General features: G+C 60.9%; 16 protein-coding genes and 1 pseudogene. 5 read left to right on the forward strand and 12 right to left on the reverse strand.

What is annotated here, in order from left to right; translation table 11 throughout:
* Nucleotides 1-142 precede the first annotated feature (142 nt).
* From ihfB to mtnA, 10 genes and pseudogenes are all read right to left on the reverse strand, one after another.
* Nucleotides 143-457 carry an integration host factor subunit beta gene (ihfB, locus tag M5C56_RS02580; RefSeq protein WP_103495892.1) on the reverse strand — a complete coding sequence of 105 codons (315 nt, stop codon included), beginning with the start codon at nt 455-457 and terminating at the stop codon, nt 143-145.
* Nucleotides 458-579: 122 nt separating this feature from the next.
* Complete coding sequence (locus M5C56_RS02585; RefSeq protein WP_103495893.1) at nt 580-861, reverse strand: hypothetical protein; 282 nt, start codon at nt 859-861, stop codon at nt 580-582.
* A 188-nt stretch (nt 862-1,049) separates the two neighbouring features.
* A complete protein-coding gene (rpsA, locus tag M5C56_RS02590) occupies nt 1,050-2,741 on the reverse strand; it encodes a 30S ribosomal protein S1 (protein WP_100939090.1) in 1,692 nt (563 codons plus the stop codon).
* Nucleotides 2,742-2,861: 120 nt separating this feature from the next.
* Nucleotides 2,862-3,551 (reverse strand): (d)CMP kinase, encoded by a 690-nt coding sequence (cmk, locus tag M5C56_RS02595; RefSeq protein ID WP_100939089.1) that lies wholly within the window; start codon nt 3,549-3,551, stop codon nt 2,862-2,864.
* 5 nt (nt 3,552-3,556) lie between these two features.
* A pseudogene (locus M5C56_RS02600) lies at nt 3,557-4,507 on the reverse strand (prephenate dehydrogenase/arogenate dehydrogenase family protein); the annotation flags it as partial.
* Nucleotides 4,500-5,612, reverse strand: coding sequence for a histidinol-phosphate transaminase (hisC, locus tag M5C56_RS02605; RefSeq protein ID WP_103495894.1), 1,113 nt, complete (start codon nt 5,610-5,612; stop codon nt 4,500-4,502). The pseudogene M5C56_RS02600 and the gene hisC, both read right to left, overlap by 8 nt.
* Before the next feature lie 11 nt (nt 5,613-5,623).
* On the reverse strand, nt 5,624-6,718 hold the full coding sequence (gene pheA / locus M5C56_RS02610; RefSeq protein WP_017129662.1) for a prephenate dehydratase: 1,095 nt from the start codon (nt 6,716-6,718) through the stop codon (nt 5,624-5,626).
* A complete protein-coding gene (gene serC, locus M5C56_RS02615; RefSeq protein WP_103495991.1) occupies nt 6,718-7,803 on the reverse strand; it encodes a 3-phosphoserine/phosphohydroxythreonine transaminase in 1,086 nt (361 codons plus the stop codon). The genes pheA and serC overlap by 1 nt, the downstream gene beginning before the upstream one ends.
* Nucleotides 7,804-7,895: 92 nt before the next feature.
* Nucleotides 7,896-10,547, reverse strand: coding sequence for a DNA gyrase subunit A (gene gyrA, locus M5C56_RS02620; RefSeq protein WP_103495895.1), 2,652 nt, complete (start codon nt 10,545-10,547; stop codon nt 7,896-7,898).
* A 327-nt stretch (nt 10,548-10,874) separates the two neighbouring features.
* On the reverse strand, nt 10,875-11,951 hold the full coding sequence (mtnA, locus tag M5C56_RS02625) for an S-methyl-5-thioribose-1-phosphate isomerase (protein WP_103495896.1): 1,077 nt from the start codon (nt 11,949-11,951) through the stop codon (nt 10,875-10,877).
* Nucleotides 11,952-12,060: 109 nt separating this feature from the next.
* Here mtnA and M5C56_RS02630 point away from each other — a divergent pair, with 109 nt between their 5' ends.
* The 5 genes from M5C56_RS02630 (at nt 12,061) to M5C56_RS02650 (ending at nt 16,833) form a co-directional block, all read left to right on the forward strand.
* On the forward strand, nt 12,061-13,392 hold the full coding sequence (locus M5C56_RS02630; protein WP_103495897.1) for a TRZ/ATZ family hydrolase: 1,332 nt from the start codon (nt 12,061-12,063) through the stop codon (nt 13,390-13,392).
* Between the two features lie 88 nt (nt 13,393-13,480).
* Complete coding sequence (ubiG, locus tag M5C56_RS02635; protein ID WP_103495898.1) at nt 13,481-14,179, forward strand: bifunctional 2-polyprenyl-6-hydroxyphenol methylase/3-demethylubiquinol 3-O-methyltransferase UbiG; 699 nt, start codon at nt 13,481-13,483, stop codon at nt 14,177-14,179.
* Nucleotides 14,180-14,182: 3 nt separating this feature from the next.
* Nucleotides 14,183-14,854, forward strand: a complete 672-nt coding sequence (gene mupP, locus M5C56_RS02640) for an N-acetylmuramic acid 6-phosphate phosphatase MupP (RefSeq protein ID WP_103495899.1) — start codon at nt 14,183-14,185, stop codon at nt 14,852-14,854.
* A gap of 36 nt (nt 14,855-14,890) precedes the next feature.
* Nucleotides 14,891-15,631, forward strand: a complete 741-nt coding sequence (locus tag M5C56_RS02645; RefSeq protein ID WP_103495900.1) for a YciK family oxidoreductase — start codon at nt 14,891-14,893, stop codon at nt 15,629-15,631.
* A gap of 275 nt (nt 15,632-15,906) precedes the next feature.
* Nucleotides 15,907-16,833, forward strand: coding sequence for a GGDEF domain-containing protein (locus M5C56_RS02650; protein ID WP_103495901.1), 927 nt, complete (start codon nt 15,907-15,909; stop codon nt 16,831-16,833).
* A gap of 162 nt (nt 16,834-16,995) precedes the next feature.
* On the opposite strand, the gene M5C56_RS02655 is transcribed toward M5C56_RS02650, so the two are convergent.
* Together M5C56_RS02655 and M5C56_RS02660 are read right to left on the reverse strand one after the other, a co-directional pair.
* Nucleotides 16,996-17,793 carry an iron-containing redox enzyme family protein gene (locus M5C56_RS02655; RefSeq protein WP_103495902.1) on the reverse strand — a complete coding sequence of 266 codons (798 nt, stop codon included), beginning with the start codon at nt 17,791-17,793 and terminating at the stop codon, nt 16,996-16,998.
* Nucleotides 17,794-17,839: 46 nt separating this feature from the next.
* Nucleotides 17,840-20,299, reverse strand: a complete 2,460-nt coding sequence (locus M5C56_RS02660) for an EAL domain-containing protein (protein WP_103495903.1) — start codon at nt 20,297-20,299, stop codon at nt 17,840-17,842.
* Nucleotides 20,300-20,464: the final 165 nt, after the last annotated feature.

The raw sequence follows: 20,464 nt of genomic DNA on the forward strand, positions 1-20,464 counted from the left end.
CAGCGAGATCTGTAGCTGGGCCGACGAAAAACCGAAGAGGGGAACAACCACAAGCTGCTAGCTTTCCAGCACAAAGAGTAGCAGGCCCGTAATTCATACTAACAGGACAAGCCCAGTGGTCATGAATCGCTTGATGAGACTCTTATCTCACCAACTCATCGCCACCTAAGCCCTCTTCTTCCTCATTTACACGATCACGCAATTCTTTACCCGGCTTGAAATGCGGGACGAATTTGCCGTCGAGACTGACAGACTGCCCGGTTTTCGGATTACGACCAACCCGTGGAGCGCGGTAATGCAGCGAAAAGCTGCCAAATCCGCGAATCTCGATCCGATCACCAGTCGCCAAGCACTGGGACATCTGCTCCAACATGGTCTTGATGGCCAGCTCCACATCCTTGGATGAGAGCAGCCCCTGATGGGTGACAATTCGTTCGATCAACTCCGACTTCGTCATATTTTTCCCTTCTTTTTCAAGCAGCTAGGAAAGCACTTCGAAGGTTTTAGCATGTGCGGAGGTTTTTGAACAGCCCATCTATTGACTTATCTGCATGTGGACAAAACAAGGAATCGAGGCACCTAATTACAAATCACCAGCATGGTGCGAGTGACAGCGCCGGCTGGGTTCCAACCAAAAAGATACCAACCCTCCTCATCCTTGGCATCGCTGGACTTGGTAATCACCTTATAACCTTGGGCCTTGCACTCGCGGGCCGCCCGTTTGTAGCACCTGTCCCAATCCGACCCCAGCCCTGAGCAGTCAATCTCGATACCGCTCACACCGTGCCTGGCGTGAGTCTTGGCATGGGTGACGCACCCTACAAGCATGAACAGCGCGAGGATAACCATTAGCTTGCTCATTCATTTCCTTACCCATGACCCCCCTGAACCGCCCCCCAGAGCCCAAATCAACCACCCCTGACGACAACTGCTCCAACACTTACGTATGAGACCATCACTACCATGGATTTGTTTCAGATTTTGAACCTCAAATTTCGGGCACAAAAAAGGGCGACCGAAGTCGCCCTTTTTCTATGGTCTGACAGAACTTAGTTCTGTTTTTCCATCTGAGCACGCAGCAGAGCACCGAGAGTGGTGTCGACTGGAGCATCCGAAGCAGCTGGCTTGTCGCGCAGGCTCTGGATGGCTTCTTTTTCGTCTTCAACGTCTTTCGACTTGATCGACAGCTGGATCACGCGGCTCTTGCGGTCAACGCTGATGATCTTGGCTTCTACTTCTTCGCCTTCTTTCAGAACGTTGCGCGCGTCTTCAACGCGGTCACGGCTGATTTCGGAGGCTTTCAGAGTCGCTTCGATATCGTCGGCCAGAACGATGATGGCGCCTTTGGCGTCAACTTCTTTCACGATGCCTTTAACGATGGCGCCTTTGTCGTTAACCGAGACGTACTCGGAGAACGGGTCGCTTTCCAGTTGCTTGATACCCAGGGAAATGCGCTCGCGCTCTGGGTCAACCGACAGGATAACGGTGTCCAGCTCGTCGCCCTTCTTGAAACGACGAACGGCTTCTTCGCCCACTTCGTTCCAGGAGATGTCGGACAGGTGAACCAGACCGTCGATGCCGCCGTCCAGACCAATGAAGATACCGAAATCGGTGATCGACTTGATGGTGCCGGAGATTTTATCGCCCTTGTTGAACTGGCCAGAGAAATCTTCCCATGGGTTAGATTTGCACTGCTTGATGCCGAGGGAGATACGACGACGCTCTTCGTCGATGTCCAGAACCATGACTTCCACTTCGTCGCCGACTTGTACGACTTTCGAAGGGTGGATGTTCTTGTTGGTCCAGTCCATTTCGGAAACGTGTACCAGGCCTTCAACACCTTCTTCCAGCTCAGCGAAGCAGCCGTAGTCGGTCAGGTTGGTAACACGAGCGGTGACGCGAGTGCTTTCTGGGTAACGGGCTTTGATAGCAACCCATGGATCTTCGCCCAGTTGCTTGAGGCCCAGGGAAACACGATTGCGTTCGCGATCGTACTTCAGAACCTTGACATCGATCTCGTCGCCAACGTTGACGATTTCCGATGGGTGCTTGATGCGCTTCCAAGCCATGTCGGTGATGTGCAGCAGGCCATCGACGCCACCCAGATCGACGAATGCGCCGTAATCGGTGAGGTTCTTGACGATACCCTTGACTTGCTGACCTTCCTGCAAGGATTCCAGCAGAGCTTCACGCTCGGCGGAGTTCTCGGCTTCCAGGACGCTGCGACGGGAAACGACAACGTTGTTGCGTTTCTGGTCGAGCTTGATGACCTTGAACTCGAGCTCTTTGCCTTCCAGGTGCGTGGTGTCGCGCACTGGACGGACGTCAACCAGAGAACCTGGCAGGAACGCACGGATGCCGTTAACGTCGACAGTGAAGCCGCCTTTAACCTTACCGTTGATAACGCCCTTGACCACTTCTTCGGCTGCGAAGGCTGCTTCCAGAACGATCCAGCATTCAGCGCGCTTGGCTTTTTCACGGGACAGCTTGGTTTCACCAAAGCCGTCTTCAACCGAATCCAGCGCCACGTGAACTTCGTCACCGACGTTGATGTTCAGCTCGCCAGCATCGTTGTAGAACTGTTCCAGCGGGATCAGAGCTTCAGACTTCAGACCGGCGTGGACAGTGACCCAACGAGCTTGGTAATCGATATCAACGATAACACCGGTGATGATCGAACCAGCCTGAAGATTAAGGGTCTTCAAGCTCTCTTCAAAGAGTTCCGCAAAGCTTTCGCTCATTTTAATTCCTGTTGATAAGGGCGAAGAATACGCCCATCTGCCACACCCCAGACGGTGTGGGTTACGTTCATATGAAAGAAGCCGCGCAGGACTATGACTGGTCCCCTGCACACCTCTTGGTCACCCGGCGATATCGCGAATGGCGATCTCGCTCATGATGCGTTCCAGCACCTGCTCGATGGACAATTCCGTGGAATCCAGCTGTATGGCGTCAGCCGCCGGCTTGAGCGGGGCTACCGCTCGCTGGGTGTCACGCTCATCGCGTGCACGTATCTCATCTAGCAGACTCGACAGACTAACATCATCGCCCTTGGCCTTCAACTGCAAGTACCGGCGACGAGCCCGCTCCTCGGAGCTGGCGGTCAGGAAAATCTTCAGCGGCGCATCGGGAAACACCACCGTGCCCATGTCCCGGCCATCGGCCACCAGGCCTGGCGGCTCCTGGAACGCCCGCTGGCGTTGCAGCAAAGCCTCGCGCACCGCCGGCAACGCCGCGACTTGGGAAGCCCAGGCGCCGACCTGCTCGTTGCGGATATCTTCGGTGACGTCGTCGCCCTCGAGGATGATCCGCGCCGTACGATCACTGGTCGCACCGACGAACTGTACATCCAGATGAGCGGCCAGGGCCTTGAGCAGTTCCTCGTTGGTCAGGTCGACCCCATGGTTGCGCGCGGCGAATGCCAGCAACCGATAGAGGGCGCCGGAATCCAGCAGGCACCAGTTCAGGCGCTTGGCCAGGATCCCGGCGACCGTGCCCTTGCCCGAACCGCTCGGCCCGTCAATGGTGATAACTGGAGCTTGAATATTCACGACCGTGCCTCTTTGTGATCATCATTGGCGTTCAAGGTGCCCTTGCGGGCCCGGCGGGCCAGGATTCTGCCGAAATGCTCGCGCGCCGCTTGCGCACGCTGGAATACCTCCAGCAACTGAGGCCCATCCCCGGCATCGACCGCATCGCGCAAGACGTCCAGGTCACCGCGAAAACTGTCCAGCGCACGCAGCACAGCGTCCCGGTTGGCCAGGAAGATATCGTGCCACATCACCGGATCGCTGCCAGCAATCCGCGTGAAATCGCGGAATCCACCGGCGGCGTAGCGAAAAATCTCCAGGTTCTCGTTGCGCTTGGCCAACGAGTCCACCAGGCCGAAGGCCAGCAGGTGCGGCAAATGACTGGTCGCCGCCAGCACTTCGTCGTGACGCTCGACCTGCATGTGCTCGACATCCGCCCCCAGGGCCCGCCAGAGCGCATCGACCGTCGCCAGCGCCGACGGATCGGTGTCGGCCAACGGCGTCAGGATCACCTTGTGCCGACGGAACAGCGCACTGTTGGAGGCCTGCACGCCACTCTGTTCGGACCCGGCAATCGGGTGCCCCGGGACAAAACGCGGCGGCATGGTGCCAAAGGCCCGACCGGCGGCACGCACGACATTGCCCTTGGCACTGCCGACATCCGTGAGGATCGCCTGCCCCAGGTCCATGCCCGCCAGCAAGCCGAGCATTTTCTCCATGGCCAGGATCGGCACCGCCAGCTGAATCACGTCGGCGCCCTGGCAAGCCGTCGCCAGATCAGCCTCACAACGATCGACCACGCCCAACTCGACCGCGAGCTCACGGGATTGCGGGTCGAGATCGACACCCACCACTTCCCGGCACAGGCCGCTTTCCCGCAGCCCCTTGGCAAAGGAGCCGCCGATCAAACCCAGGCCGACCACCACAAGGCGGCCGATCATAGGCTTCACAGATTGCATCGACATGACATCAACCACGGGCCAGGACCTTGGCCAGCGCCTCCAGCAAACGACTGTTCTCACTGGCCAGGCCAATGCTGACCCGCAGGTGCTTCGGCAGGCCGTAACCGGCCACCGGACGCACGATCACCCCTTCACGCAGCAGCCCCTGGTACACCGGGCCAGCCTCACGACCGACATCGACAGCAATGAAATTGGCCTTCGAGGGAATCCAGCTCAGCCCCAACTGGCGAAAACCTTCTTCCAGTTGCTGCATGCCGGCTTCGTTCAAGCTTCGGCTACGGGCGACATACTCGACATCGTCAAGTGCCGCACGGGCCGCGACCAGCGCCAGGCTGTTGACATTGAACGGTTGGCGAACGCGATTGAGGATATCCGCCACGGCGGGCGACGACAGCGCATAACCGACACGCAAGGCCGCCAGGCCGTAGGCCTTGGAGAAAGTTCGAGAAACCAGCAGGTTCGGATAGCTTGCCAGGTAGTTCAGGCCATCCGGCAGGTCGACACCTTCGGCATATTCGATATAGGCCTCGTCCAGGACCACCAGGACATCCTGCGGCACAGCGGCGAGAAACGTCTCCAGCGCCCTCGGGCCGAACCAGGTACCGGTCGGGTTGTTCGGGTTGGCGACAAACACCACACGGGTGTTTTCGTCGATGGCCGCGAGCATCGCCGCCAGGTCATGCCCGAAGTCCTTGGCCGGAGCCACACGGGCCTCTGCATTCACCGCCTGGGTCACGATGGGGTAGATCGCAAAGGCATGTTCGCTGAACACCGCGTTCAACCCCGGCGCCAGGTAGGCACGGGCGACCAGTTCGAGAATATCGTTGGAACCATTGCCCAGGGTCACCTGGCTGGCCTGCACCCGGCACAGCTCGGACAGACGCTGCTTGAGCTCGAAACCATTGCCGTCCGGATAACGGGTCAAATCCGCCAGGGCATCGTGAATCGCCGCCAGGGCCTTGGGACTCGCCCCAAGGGGATTCTCGTTGCTCGCCAGCTTGATGATCCGCGCCGGATCAATATCCAGCTCACGAGCCAGTTCATCCACGGGCTTGCCCGGAACGTAAGGCGACAGTTGTTGCACGCCCGGCTGAGCCAGGGCGAGGAAGTTACCGCTCATGATCAACGCCTTTACAGAACCGCTTTCGGGTAGGAGCCCAGCACCTTGAGGGCGACGGCTTCCTGACTGATCTTCTCCAGCACACCCTTGACCAGCGGATCACGATGATGGCCAACGAAGTCGATAAAGAACACATACGTCCATTTACCACTGCGCGAAGGTCGGGTCTCGATACGCGTCAGGTCAATCCCGTTGTCGTGGAACGGCACCAGCAGCTCGTGGAGCGCGCCAGGCTTGTTGCTCATGGAAACAATGATCGAGGTCTTGTCGTCGCCGGTAGGCGGCACTTCCTGGCTACCGATCATCAGGAACCGCGTGGAGTTGTCCGGACGGTCCTCGATTTTCTCCGCCAGGCGGGTCAAGCCATACAGGCCGGCCGCCATGTCGCCGGCAATCGCCGCCGAGTTCCACTCGCCCTTGACCCGCTTCGCCGCTTCGGCGTTGCTGGAAACCGCCACGCGCTCGACGTTCGGGTAATGGGCGTCCAGCCACTTGCGGCACTGGGCCAGGGACTGGGCGTGGGAGTAGATGCGACTGATGCTGTCGGTCTTGGTGTTTTCGCCCACCAGCAGGTGGTGGTGAATGCGCAGCTCGACTTCACCGCAAATCACCATGTCGTGCTCGAGGAAACTGTCGAGGGTGTGGTTGACCGCACCCTCGGTGGAGTTTTCCACCGGCACCACACCAAAATTCACCGCGCCGGCCGCCACTTCACGGAAGACTTCGTCGATCGCCGCCATCGGCTTGCTGATCACGGCATGGCCGAAATGCTTCATGGCCGCAGCCTGGGTGAAGGTACCTTCAGGACCCAGGTAAGCCACTTTCAGCGGCTGTTCCAGGGCCAGGCAGGAAGACATGATCTCGCGGAACAGCCGCGCCATTTCTTCGTTGCCCAGCGGTCCCTGGTTGCGCTCCATGACCCGCTTGAGCACCTGGGCTTCACGTTCCGGACGATAGAACACCGGCACTTCGCCCTCGGCCAGCGAAGCCATTTTTACCCGCGCGACTTCCTGGGCGCAGCGTGCGCGCTCGCTGATCAGTTCGAGAACTTTCTCATCGAGGCTGTCGATACGCAGGCGCAGTGCCTTGAGTTCTTGCTCGGACATTAGCCGTGTTCCTTCTCGAACGCTGCCATGTACGCCACCAGCGCGTTCACCGCGTTGATGTCGACGGCGTTGTAAATGGAGGCGCGCATGCCACCCACCGAACGGTGGCCCTTGAGATTCAACAGGCCCTGCTCTTCGGCGCCGGCCAGGAACGGCTTGTCCAGGCGATCGTCGGCCAGGCGGAACGGCACGTTCATCCAGGAGCGGTTGGTCTTGTTGATCGGGTTGCTGTACAGGCCGCTGGCGTCGATGAAGTCATACAGCGTGCGCTGCTTGATTTCATTGAGCTTGCCGATGGCTTCGACGCCACCCTGCTCCTTGAGCCACTCGAAAACCAGGCCCGACAGGTACCAGGCCAGGGTCGGCGGGGTGTTGTACATGGAGCCGTTGTCGGCCGCGACCTTGTAGTCGAGCATGGTCGGGCAGATCGAACGGGCGCGACCCAGCAGGTCTTCACGGACAATATTGACGACGATACCGCTCGGGCCGATGTTCTTCTGCGCACCGGCATAGATCATGCCGAAGCGGGAAATATCCACCGGGCGCGAAAGGATGTCCGAGGACATGTCGGTGACCAGCGGCACATCACCGGTTTCCGGAATCCAGTCGAACTCCAGGCCGCCGATGGTTTCGTTCGACACATAGTGAACATAGGCCGCGTCTTTCGACAGCTTCCATTCGTTCTGGCCGGGAATGGCGAAATAGTCATAGGGCTTGGCGCTGGCGGCGACATTGACGTTGCCGAAACGCGAAGCTTCCTCGATGGCTTTCTTCGACCAGATACCGGTCTCGATGTAGTCGGCCTTGCCACTTTCGGGCAGCAGGTTCAGCGCGACCTGGGCAAATTGCTGGCTGGCGCCGCCCTGCAGGAACAGCACCTTGTAGTTCGAGGGAATATCCAGCAGGTCACGCAGATCCTGCTCGGCCTTGGTGGCGATGGACACGAACTCATCGCTGCGATGGCTCATTTCCATGACCGACAGGCCCTTGCCGTGCCAGTCGAGCAGCTCGGACTGGGCACGCAAAAGGACAGCTTCAGGCAGCGCAGCAGGACCCGCGCAGAAGTTATAGGCTCGTTTGCTCACATCCACTCTCGCTATGCTTTCAATACACACCGGCCTGCGCCCTACTCCAGACCGGCTACGCCTACGGTAGAGAGTAGAGCAGACAGGCGCTTTTAGTCCTGCGGTTGCGCTTCGTCGGTCGCTGCATCCAGCGCCTGGTCGTCGGCCGCGTCATCGATCAGCGCTTCGCCGTCGAACTCGACACCCTCTTCCAGTTCTTCACCTTCGACTTCCGAAGGTTCCTGGACACGCTCCAGGCCCACCAGCGTTTCATCGCTGGCCAGCTTGATCAACGTCACACCCTGGGTATTACGACCCAGGCTGGAGACTTCATCGACACGGGTACGTACCAGCGTGCCCTGGTCGGAAATCAGCATGATCTCCTCACCGTCGAGCACCTGTACCGCACCGACCAGACGGCCGTTACGCTCGTTGCTGACCATGGCGATCACACCCTGGCCGCCGCGCTTGTACTCGGGGAACTCGCTGATCGCGGTGCGCTTGCCGAAGCCGCGCTCGGAAGCCGTGAGAATCTGGCTGCCTTCTTCCGGGATAATCATGGAGATCAGCTTCTGCCCTTCGTTCAGGCGCATGCCGCGCACACCGCGGGCCGTACGACCCATGGCACGGACGTCGGACTCCTTGAAGCGAGTGACCTTGCCGGCGTCGGAGAACAGCATGACCTCGCGCTCGCCATCGGTGATCGCGGCGCTGATCAGCACGTCGCCTTCATCCAGCTCCAGGGCGATCAGGCCAACGCTACGCTGACGGCTGAAGGCTTCCAGCGGGGTCTTCTTCACGGTACCGTCGGCGGTCGCCATGAAGATGAAATGACCTTCGGTGTATTCCTCCACCGGCAGCATGGTGGTGATGTATTCACCCTCATCCAGCGGCAACAGGTTCACCAGCGGACGGCCACGGGCGGCACGGGACGCTTCGGGAATTTCGTAGGTCTTGAGCCAGTACACCTTGCCCTTGCTGGAAAACAGCAGCAGCGTGGTGTGACTGTTGGCAACCAGCAGGTGGGCAATGTAGTCCTCGTCCTTGACGCCGGTCGCCGACTTGCCTTTGCCACCGCGGCGCTGGGCCTGGTAGGCCGCCAACGGCTGCGTCTTGGCGTAGCCGCCGTGGGAGATGGTCACCACGCGCTCTTCTTCCGGGATCATGTCGCCCAGGGTCAGGTCGAGACGGGCATCGAGGATCTCGGTACGGCGCACGTCGCCGTACTCGGCACGAATCACTTCCAGCTCTTCGCGGATCACTTCCATCAGGCGCGTGGCGCTGTTGAGGATGCGGATCAGCTCGCCGATCTGGTTGAGGATCTCCTGGTACTCGGCCAGCAGCTTCTCGTGTTCCAGGCCGGTCAGGCGGTGCAGACGCAGTTCGAGGATGGCCTGCGCCTGTTCCGGCGACAGGAAGTACTTGCCGTCGCGCAGACCATACTGCGGGTCCAGGGTCTCCGGACGGCACGAGTCGGCACCGGCACGCTCGACCATCGCCACGACCGCGGACGATTCCCAAGGCATGCTGATCAGCGCTTCCTTGGCCTCCGACGGCGTCGGCGAGGCCTTGATCAGCGCGATCACCGGGTCGATGTTGGACAGCGCAACGGCCTGGCCTTCGAGGATATGACCACGCTCGCGAGCCTTGCGCAGCTCGAACACGGTACGCCGGGTCACGACTTCGCGACGGTGACGGACGAAGGCTTCCAGCAGGTCCTTGAGGTTGAGGATCCGCGGGCGACCGTCGATCAGCGCAACGATGTTGATACCGAATACGCTTTGCAGCTGGGTCTGGGCATAAAGGTTGTTGAGAATCACCTCTGGCACTTCGCCACGGCGCAACTCGATGACCACGCGCATACCGTCCTTGTCGGACTCGTCGCGCAGCTCGGTGATGCCTTCGAGCTTCTTCTCTTTAACCAGCTCGGCGATCTTCTCGATCAACCGGGCCTTGTTCAGTTGGTAAGGCAGCTCGGTGATGACGATCTGCTGGCGACCACCGACCTTGTCGATGTCTTCGATGGTCGAACGGGCGCGCATGTAGATGCGGCCACGACCGGTGCGATAGGCCTCGATGATACCGGCACGACCGTTGATGATCGCGGCGGTCGGGAAGTCCGGGCCCGGGATGTACTGCATCAGGTCATCGACGGTCAGCTCGGGGTTGTCGATGAGCGCCAGGCAACCGTCGATGACTTCACCGAGGTTGTGCGGCGGGATGTTGGTCGCCATGCCCACGGCGATACCGCTGGAGCCGTTGACCAGCAGGTTGGGGATACGGGTCGGCATGACCGCCGGGATCTGTTCGGTGCCGTCATAGTTCGGCACCCAGTCCACGGTTTCCTTATGCAGGTCGGCCAGCAGCTCGTGCGCCAGCTTGGTCATGCGCACTTCGGTGTATCGCATGGCCGCGGCGTTGTCGCCGTCCACCGAACCGAAGTTGCCCTGGCCGTCGACCAGCAGGTAGCGCAGGGAGAATGGCTGCGCCATCCGAACAATGGTGTCGTAGACCGCGGTATCACCGTGCGGGTGATACTTACCGATCACGTCACCGACCACACGGGCAGATTTCTTGTACGGCTTGTTCCAGTCATTACCCAGTTCGCTCATCGCGAACAGCACACGCCGGTGCACGGGCTTCAAGCCATCGCGCGCATCAGGCAGTGCCCGCCCGACAATCACGCTCATCGCGTAGTCGAGGTAGGACTGTTTCAGCTCGTCTTCGATATTGACCGGGAGGATTTCTTTGGCCAGTTCGCCCATGAGAAGCCTGATTCCTTTTTCTGGTGAAACTTCGTCACATCCATATGGGACGAACGAAGCTCGCCGCCGCGGGCCTGATGCCCTGCAACGACTTACGACAAATCAACGAGTTATGCCTTGGATCTGCGCAGTGAAGGCAGCCGGTTCGGGCTGCCCTGGAAACCGTCGGATGTTATCACAATCGCCGCCACGCACCTACCCCGGTAGAGGCAAGGAAGTAGACGGGCGGCCGCTGTAACCGACCGGGAGCGCGCCGAGAGGGGCTTAGAGGCAGAATGACTGCCTTTTGGGCCCATAAAATACCCCATGGCCTGGGACAAAAGCCGGTCAATGCAGGCGTTTTCGACACATCAATTGGGCCATCTTCGCGGTGTCCGGACGCTCGACGATGCCTTTTTCGGTCACGATGACATCGATCAGGTCCGCCGGCGTCACGTCGAAGACCGGATTAAAGGCCTCGACCTCGGCCCCGACCCGATGACCGCCAACACTCAACAGCTCGCTGCCGTCGCGCTCTTCGATCGGGATATCGTCGCCACTGGCCAGGTCCATGTCGACGGTCGAGCTCGGCGCCACCACCATGAAACGCACGCCGTGGTGCATCGCGCAGACCGCAAGCTGATAGGTGCCGATCTTGTTGGCCACATCGCCATTGGCGGTAATGCGGTCGGCCCCGACTATCACCCAGGTCACACCCTTGGTCTTCATGATGTGCGCGGCGGCCGAGTCGGCGTTCAGGGTCACCGGAATGCCTTCGTTGGCCAGCTCCCAGGCGGTCAGGCGCGAGCCTTGCAGCCAGGGTCGGGTTTCATCGGCATAGACCTGCTCGACCATCCCTTCCAGGAAAGCCCCGCGAATCACCCCCAGGGCCGTACCGAAGCCGCCGGTGGCCAGGGCGCCGGTATTGCAGTGGGTGAGAATCGCCTGGGCATTGCCCTGGTGCTTGCGGATCAGGTCGACCCCCAGTTGCGCCATGGTCAGGTTGGCCTCGCGATCACTTTCATGGATCGCCATCGCCTCGGCCTCCAGGGCCGCCAGCGGATCGGCGCCATCCTTGACCCGCTCCAAACGCTCACGCATGCGGTCCAGGGCCCAGAACAGATTGACCGCGGTGGGTCGCGAGTTCGCCAGCAAGGCAAAATCAGCTTCCATCGCCGCCAGCCAGTCGCCGCCCGCGGCCAGACGTGCCCGTGCCGCCAGCACGACACCGTACGCCGCGCTGATGCCAATGGCCGGTGCACCGCGCACCACCATCGAACGAATCGCCTCGGCGACCCCCGCCGCACTGTCGTAGGCCAGCCAGGTTTCCTCGAACGGCAAAATGCGCTGATCGAGCAGATACAAGGCACCATCACGCCAATCGATGGCCTTCACTTTTTCCGCAGCCAATAGCCGATCGCGCATGATTCACCCCACACTCCGGAACAAAAGCCGCCGATTATAGCGATCCCCCCGTGGGGGCGCTCGGGTATACTTCGCCATTATTTCAGATAAAGCCCGGAAGCCGTCCACGATGCCGAATACCTCCGCCCCGCTCGATCTTCTCCTGCTGCCGACCTGGCTGGTTCCGGTCGAGCCCGCCGGCGTGGTACTCAAGGAGCATGGCCTGGGCATTCGTGACGGACGCATCGCCTTTATCGGCACTCGGGCCGAGGCCTTGAAACTCGGTGCCAGGGAGGTCCGCGAACTGCCGGAAACCCTGCTCGCCCCCGGCCTGGTCAACGCCCACGGGCATGCCGCCATGACCCTGTTTCGCGGTCTGGCCGACGACCTGCCGCTGATGACCTGGCTGGAGCAGCATATCTGGCCCGCCGAAGCCCAATGGGTCGACGAAGCCTTCGTCCGTGATGGCACCGACCTGGCCATCGCCGAGCAACTCAAGGGTGGCATCACCTGTTTCTCGGACATGTACTTCTTCCCTAAAATCGCCAGCGAACGCGTGCACAACAGCGGCATGCGCGCGCAGATCGCCATTCCGATCCTCGATTTCCCGATCCCCGGCGCCGCCAGCGTCGATGAGTCGCTGCGCCAGGCCATCGAGCTGTTCGGCGACCTGAAGCATCACCCACGGATCAAGATCGCCTTCGGTCCCCATGCACCCTACACCGTTGGCGACGAAAACCTGGAAAAAGTCCGGGTCATCGCCGAAGAGCTCGATGCCGCGATCCACATGCACGTGCATGAGACCGCCTTTGAAGTGCAGCAGTCCGTGGAACAACGCGGCGAGCGTCCGCTGGCGCGCCTGGGCCGCCTCGGCTTGCTTGGCCCACGCTTCCAGGCCGTGCACATGACCCAGATCAGCGATGACGACCTGGCATTGCTGGTAGAAAGCAACAGCAGCGTGATCCACTGCCCGGAGTCGAACCTGAAACTGGCCAGCGGTTTCTGCCCGGTGGAGCGCCTGTGGCAAGCCGGCGTGAACGTGGCCGTGGGCACCGATGGCGCGGCGAGCAACAACGACCTCGACCTGCTCGGCGAAACCCGTACCGCCGCTTTGTTGGCAAAGGCCGTCGCCGGTTCCGCCACGGCCCTGGACGCACACCGCGCACTGCGCATGGCGACCCTCAATGGCGCCCGGGCCCTGGGCCTGGAGCAGGAGATCGGTTCGCTGGAAGTCGGCAAAGCCGCGGATATGGTCGCCTTCGACCTGTCAGGCCTGGCCCGGCAGCCGATCTACGACCCGGTGTCGCAACTGATTTACGCCAGCGGCCGCGACTGCGTGCAACATGTCTGGGTCGGCGGCAAGCCGCTGCTCGAAGACCGCCGCCTGACTCGCCTGGACGAACAGCAGTTAGGCGCCACGGCCCGGGCCTGGGGCCAGCGCATCGGCGCCCAGAAGCATTGATTGACGCGCCATAGAGTGCATGAATTGAAGATGACGCAACGCCCGGCGGGCGACATCAACCTGATTTCCAAGCTTTAGAGGATAGTCCATGAGCAACGTCGACCACGCTGAAATCGCCAAGTTCGAAGCCCTCGCCCATCGCTGGTGGGACCGCGAAAGCGAGTTCAAGCCGCTTCACGACATCAACCCGCTGCGGGTCAACTGGATCGACGAACGGGTCAAGCTGGCCGGCAAGAAGGTCCTCGACGTCGGTTGCGGCGGCGGCATTCTCAGCGAGGCCATGGCCCAGCGCGGTGCCACCGTGATGGGCATCGACATGGGTGAAGCGCCCCTGGCCGTGGCCCAGCTGCACCAGTTGGAGTCCGGTGTCAGCGTCGAGTATCGGCAGATCACCGCCGAAGCCCTGGCCGAGGAAATGCCCGAGCAGTTCGACGTGGTGACCTGCCTGGAAATGCTCGAGCACGTTCCCGACCCGTCCTCGGTGATCCGCGCCTGCTTCCGTATGGTCAAACCCGGCGGCCAGGTGTTCTTCTCCACCATCAACCGCAATCCCAAGGCCTATCTGTTCGCCATCGTCGGCGCGGAATACATCATGGGCCTGCTGCCGCGCGGCACCCATGACTTCAAGAAATTCATCCGCCCCTCCGAGCTCGGAGCCTGGAGCCGCGAAGCGGGCCTGGCGGTCAAGGACATCATCGGCCTGACCTACAACCCCCTGACCAAGCATTACAAGCTGGCGACGGACGTCGACGTCAACTACATGATCCAGACCCTGCGCGAGGAGTAACCGATGCGTTTGAGAGCGGTTCTCTTCGACATGGACGGTACCTTGCTCGACACTGCGCCGGACTTCATTGCCATCTGCCAGGCCATGCTCGCCGAGCGCGGCCTGCCGCCAATTGCCGATCGGTCGATTCGCGACGAGATCTCCGGCGGTGCCCGTGCCATGGTCGCCGTGACCTTTATGATGGACCCCGAGTCGCCGGGCTTCGAAGACTTGCGCCAGGAGTTCCTCGAGCGCTACCTCAAGGCCTGCGCTGTCCATAGCCGCCTGTTCGACGGCATGGCCGAGCTGTTGGTCGACATCGAGAAGGCCAATCTGCTCTGGGGCGTGGTCACCAACAAGCCGCTGCGCTTCGCCGAGCCGATCATGCAACAGCTGGGGCTGGCAGAGCGCTCGGCGCTGCTGATCTGCCCGGACCATGTGACGAACAGCAAGCCCCACCCGGAGCCGCTGATCCTCGCGTGCAAGATGCTCGATCTCGACCCGGCCAGCGTCTTGTTCGTCGGTGACGACCTGCGCGATATCGAGTCCGGTCGCGACGCCGGCACCCGCACCGCCGCCGTGCGCTACGGTTACATCCACCCGGACGACAACCCCGATCACTGGGGCGCCGATGTGGTGGTCGACCATCCGCTGGAGCTGCGCAAGGTATTGGATAACGCGCTGTGCAGCTGTTGAGCCTGCCAGCTGTTTTACATTTGTAGAGGTTTAGCCATGTTCGATTACTCCGCCCGCCCGGACCTGCTCAAGGACCGCGTCATCCTGGTCACCGGTGCCGGCCGCGGCATCGGCGCCGCCGCCGCCAAGACCTACGCCGCCCACGGTGCCACCGTGCTGTTGCTGGGCAAGACCGAAGCCAACCTGAGCCAGGTCTACGACGAGATCGAAGCCGCCGGCCACCCGCAACCGGCCGTGATCCCGTTCAACCTGGAAACCGCCCTGCCGCACCAGTACGACGAACTGGCGGCCATGATCGAAACCGAATTCGGCCACCTCGACGGCCTGCTGCACAACGCCTCGATCATCGGCCCGCGTACCCCGCTGGAACAGCTCTCCGGCGAAAACTTCATGCGTGTCATGCACGTCAACGTCAACGCCATGTTCATGCTGACCAGCACCTTGCTGCCGCTGCTCAAGCTGTCCCGGGACGCTTCGGTGATCTTCACCTCCAGCAGTGTCGGCCGCAAAGGCCGCGCCTATTGGGGGGCCTATGGCGTGTCCAAGTTCGCTACCGAAGGCCTGATGCAGACCCTGGCCGACGAGCTCGATACCGTGGCCCCGGTGCGCGCCAACAGCATCAACCCTGGCGCCACCCGAACCAGCATGCGCGCCCAGGCCTACCCCGGTGAAAACCCGGAAAACAACCCGACACCGCAACAGATCATGCCGGTCTACCTGTACCTGATGGGGCCCGACAGCAGCGGCGTCAACGGCCAGGCCTTCGACGCGCAGTAAACCCTCGCCCCACCGCGCCGCGTGTGCCGGAATACCGGCGCGCGGCGATCTGCCCCCCAAAAGCCATCAGTGCAAGTCAAACAATTGCCGCCCTTGCCGGCCGACGACACTTGCCCCTAAAAATCAAATCCCTGAATTCAAACGACTTTTATTCGATTGAACCGATTGGCACGACTTTCGCTCTAACTTCTTCAACACGCAGCGTAAGAGTCGTTTCCAAACCGCTCTTTCGCCCACCCTGTAAGACCGTATTCTGTGCTTAGGGGCTTGCCACTATGAAAACGCCGACCCAGACCAACGCAATTGATTTTGATCGCGCCAGATTGCAACGTCTGGGCTTTGGCCTGCTTCCCCCCGCCCAGCAACGCCCCATCAACCTGGCCCAACTGCGCCATCAACTGACCCTGCAGCTGCAGGTCAGCCTGGAGCCGGAGCGCATCCTGGACATCTTCTTCCGCGAGATCCAGCGCGTGATGCCACTGGATGCCTTGAGCTACCTGCACCCGGCCAGCGACTTGCGCCTGGAGTTCGGCCAACGCGGCCATCACTTGATCAGCTACAGCCTCAGCCATGAAGGCGAGCAACTGGGCGAGTTGATATTTCGCCGTGGCACCCGCTTCAACGAAGAGGAACTGGGCAATCTGGAATCGGTGCTGGCGAGCCTGCTGTACCCGATGCGCAACGCCCTGCTCTACCGCGCCGCTACCCGCTGCGCACTGCGCGACCCGCTGACCGGAACCGGCAACCGCATCGCCATGGAGCAGGCCCTGCAGCGGGAATTCGAACTGGCGCGCCGCCATAGCCAGCCGATTTCGGTGCTGATGCTGGATATCGACCACTTCAAACAGATCAATGACAACCACGGCCACAGCGCCGGCGACAAGGTGCTGAAAATCGTCGCCACGTCGATCAAGGACCAACTGCGCAATGTCGACCGGGTGTTCCGCTATGGCGGCGAGGAGTTTCTGATCCTGCTGTCCAATACCCATCGCGAGGCCGCGGCATTGGTCGGTGAGCGCCTGCGTTATGCGGCGCAAGACCAGGATTACGATTGCGATGGCCAGCGGATCAACCTGACGGTGAGCCTGGGTTGCGCCACACTGTTGCCGGGGGAGTCCACCGAAAGCCTGCTGCGCCGCGCGGACAATGCCCTGTATGTGGCCAAGCGCGAAGGGCGCAACCGCCTGGCCATGGCGGGCTGAACGCGCGACACAAACCGGAAATTCAAGACTGCACGCAACCCCTGTAGGAGCCAGCTTGCTGGCGATGAGGCCTGTGAGCCTTGCATCGCCTGATCGGCCGCTATCGCCGGCAAGCCGGCTCCCACAGTGACTGCATCGAACTCAGGATCGAGGTGCCACCAGTCAACCCTCGGCGAGAGCGGCCTGGCGCTCGCGGGCGACCGGAGCCTTTTCCCCATGTTCCAACTGCATGCAACGTTCAAGGAACAGATACATGTAGTCATAGCTCTTGCAGATCGCCTGCCGCAGCTCGACCTGCAGTGCCTTGGCGGGATTGTTGCCGGCCAGGGTACAGATGATTTCCAGGGCTTCCCACGGATGGGCATCATCGTACTGGGCATGCATCTTCAACCATTTCATCGCACGCTTGCGGTCTTCCTCCGGGAAAGCCGCGGCATAGACCCCCGTCGAACAGACCAGCGCCGACCACTCGCCGGTGGCCCCTTCAATGGCGTAGTTGGTCGCGGCAATCCCGACGATCAGCGCATCGGCCGAACTGGTATGCCAGCACCAATGACTCAGCGCGTGCAGCTCGGGCGCGACCTGTTGTGCCTGCAGGTCCTCGAGGGTCACGCCGTGGGCGCGGCTCCAATGCAGCCAATAGTCGGCGTGGTTCAGTTCCACGCGGATATTGCGCATCAGCCAACGCCGCGCCATGTCCTCGCCGGGATGGCGGGCAAAACGGGTCTTGGTGAGGTTCTGTGCCATGTATAACGCAAACTGTTCAACCACCGGCCAGCCGCCAATCAGATAGTGGCGCATGGTTTTCGCGCTCAACCTGTTGTCGCGCATCCGCTGGTAAAGTTCGTGTTCGACAACCCGGCGCTTGCTCTCGCTACAGTCCTGAATGAGCTGCTGCGCCCACGCGGGGTAGCTGGAGGCCTCCATAAGTGGGCCGGTTCTGCTGAAAGTGTCGATCACTGTCGGGCTCCTTCTGAGTGGTGATTTAAGCAGATCAGCAAAGGTTTCAGCGGAATGTACCAGGCGCCTTGAACAGGAGAGGCCGGGGTCGAGCGGGCCGACACAACAGGCTGTCACAGGTGAACAACTGCGGCCGCTCGACAATATAGCCTTGAGCATAGTCGACACCGATCTCGAGCAGGGCCTGCTCGATCTGCGGTGTTTCAACGAATTCTGCAATCGTTCGCTTCCCCATGACATGGCCGATGTGATTGATCACCTCGACCATGGCGCGGTTAATCGGGTCGTCCAGCATATCCTTTACGAAACTTCCATCGATCTTCAGGAAGTCTACAGGCAAATGTTTGAGATAGGCGAATGAAGACATTCCCGCGCAAAAGTCGTCCAACGAGAACCGACAGCCCAAGTTCTTGAGTTCATTGATAAATCGTATGGCGCTGCCGAGATTGGAAATGGCGCTGGTTTCAGTTATTTCGAAACAAATCATATCCGGCGGAATGCCATGCAGCTTGAACTGCTCATGCAGGAAGCCGAGGAAGCCGTCGTCGCCAATGGTGGTACCCGACAGATTGATCGCGCACATCGCCATCGCGCCCCCGCGCTTCTGGGCGATGCATTCGGCAATGACCTTGAAGACGTTCTGCACCACCCAGCGATCCAGTTGGGTCATCAGGCCATAACGCTCGGCGGCCGGGATAAAGCTGTCGGGCAGGATCATACGCCCGGCCTCGTCGTGCAAACGCAGGAGGATTTCCACATGCCCACCGGTGTGATCGGTGTGTCCCAGGGCGGCAATTTCCTGGGCATACAGGCAGAACCGGTTTTCCTCCAGGGCCATGTGCAAACGCTGGACCCAGGCCATCTCGCCGAAACGCAAGGACAACTCCGAATCGTCCGCGTGATACACCTGGACCCGGTTGCGACCCTTCTCCTTGGCCATGTAGCAGGCCATGTCCGCCGCCCGCAGCGAAGCCTCCAGGGTGGCCGGTGCCTGGGCAATGTGCACCAGGCCGATACTGACCGTGGTCACGAACGGCCGCCCTTTCCAGACGAAATGCAGGTTCTGCACGGTCTGCCGCAGGCCTTCGGCGATCTTTTCCGCGGCCTCCGACGGGCAGTTCTCCAGCAGGATGCCGAACTCGTCACCGCCCAGACGGGCCAGGGTATCGCCCTCGCGCAAGCCGGATTGCAGCAAGGCACAGATGTGCCGGAGCAATTCATCGCCGGCGGCATGACCGCAGGTGTCATTGACCAGCTTGAACTGGTCCAGGTCGAGGAACATCAAGGAGTGGCGTGCCGGTTGGCGGCTCAGGTTGTACAGCGCCTGTTCCAGGCGATACTCGAATTCACGCCGGTTGGCCAGGCCCGTCAAGGCGTCATGGGTGGCCTGCCAGGACAGGTTGGCAATGTACTGGCGCTCCTGGGTCATATCGTGCAGCACCAGCACCGTCCCACTGACTTTGCCGGCGTTGCGGATCGGCGCGCCCACCAGGGTCACCGACACGGTGCTGCCGTCCAGGCGCTGGATCAGCTTGGAATGCTCGCTGCCACCGCTCAGCCGGCCGCTGAGAATATGTTCGATCAGGGTAAAACCTTCCTCCTGGGCATTTTCGTCGAGCAGGTTGAACAGTGCCGCCAGGGGCAGGCCATGGGCCTGTCCGGCCTTCCAGTGGGTCAGGTGCTCGGCGGCCGGATTCATATAGGCGATGGCGCCTTCCACATCGGTGGTGATGACCCCGTCACCGATCGACTCAAGGGTAATCTGCGCCCGCTCTTTTTCCAGTTGCAAGGCATCGGCAAAGGCATGGCGCTGGGCCAGCAACTTGTGCGTGCGCAGCAAGGCCAGGGCGATCAGGCCCAGGGCGGTGGCCAGGTTGGTGATCAGCAACAAGCGCAGAATGACCCGCGAACCTTCGCCCAGGGCATCGCTGAAGGCTTTAGCAGCCGGTGTCACGCCATCATTGATGGCAAAGATCTGGCTCTTCCAGCCTCGGATATCGTTGTTACTCTCCTGGTTGACCGAGATCGCCCGGTGCATCTGCTGGGCGACAGTGTCCAGTTGCAACAGGTAACTGTCGCCCACCGCCCATTTTTCAATGGCTCGTTCCAGGTAACTGAAGTGCCGGAAGTTCAGGTATAACCAGATGATGCTGGAGGCATCGTCGGGGTGATTGCCGCCTTGCAGTATCCCACGCCGGGCGGCTGCCAGGTCCGGGGTCGGCGAATCCAGGGCGACCCGCAGGTCGTGTCCGCCCTGGGGCACGGCGATCGCTTCCTGGTATTTACGGAAGATCGTTTCGTCGCGACTATCGGCGTACAGGTTGAGGTAGTAGATGGCGTCCTTCTGGCCCTTGGACCAGAGGCTCTCGCCCGCCACATAACCGCGCACGGCGGACAGCACATACAGGCTCAGGCAGCCCAGCAGGGCCTGAAACAGGACAACAGCAATAAATGGCCAGACGATGCCCAACAGCCGTGGCGTTCCGAGAGTCCGCGTTTGCTTCATGAGATCCCTTGCATCAGCACTGCCAGATGAGCACTCGAGAGAAATCCACTTCTGATAGCACAGCCTAGGCTAATTTCCATGACACCGAAGGGATCAACCTCCCCCCTTCCAGGTCACCGGAACTCATCCATCGTTCGCACACACAGAGAAAAAAGTCTTTCCTTC

Source organism: Pseudomonas sp. MWU13-2862 (assembly GCF_023242495.1).
Lineage (GTDB): Bacteria > Pseudomonadota > Gammaproteobacteria > Pseudomonadales > Pseudomonadaceae > Aquipseudomonas > Aquipseudomonas gingeri_D.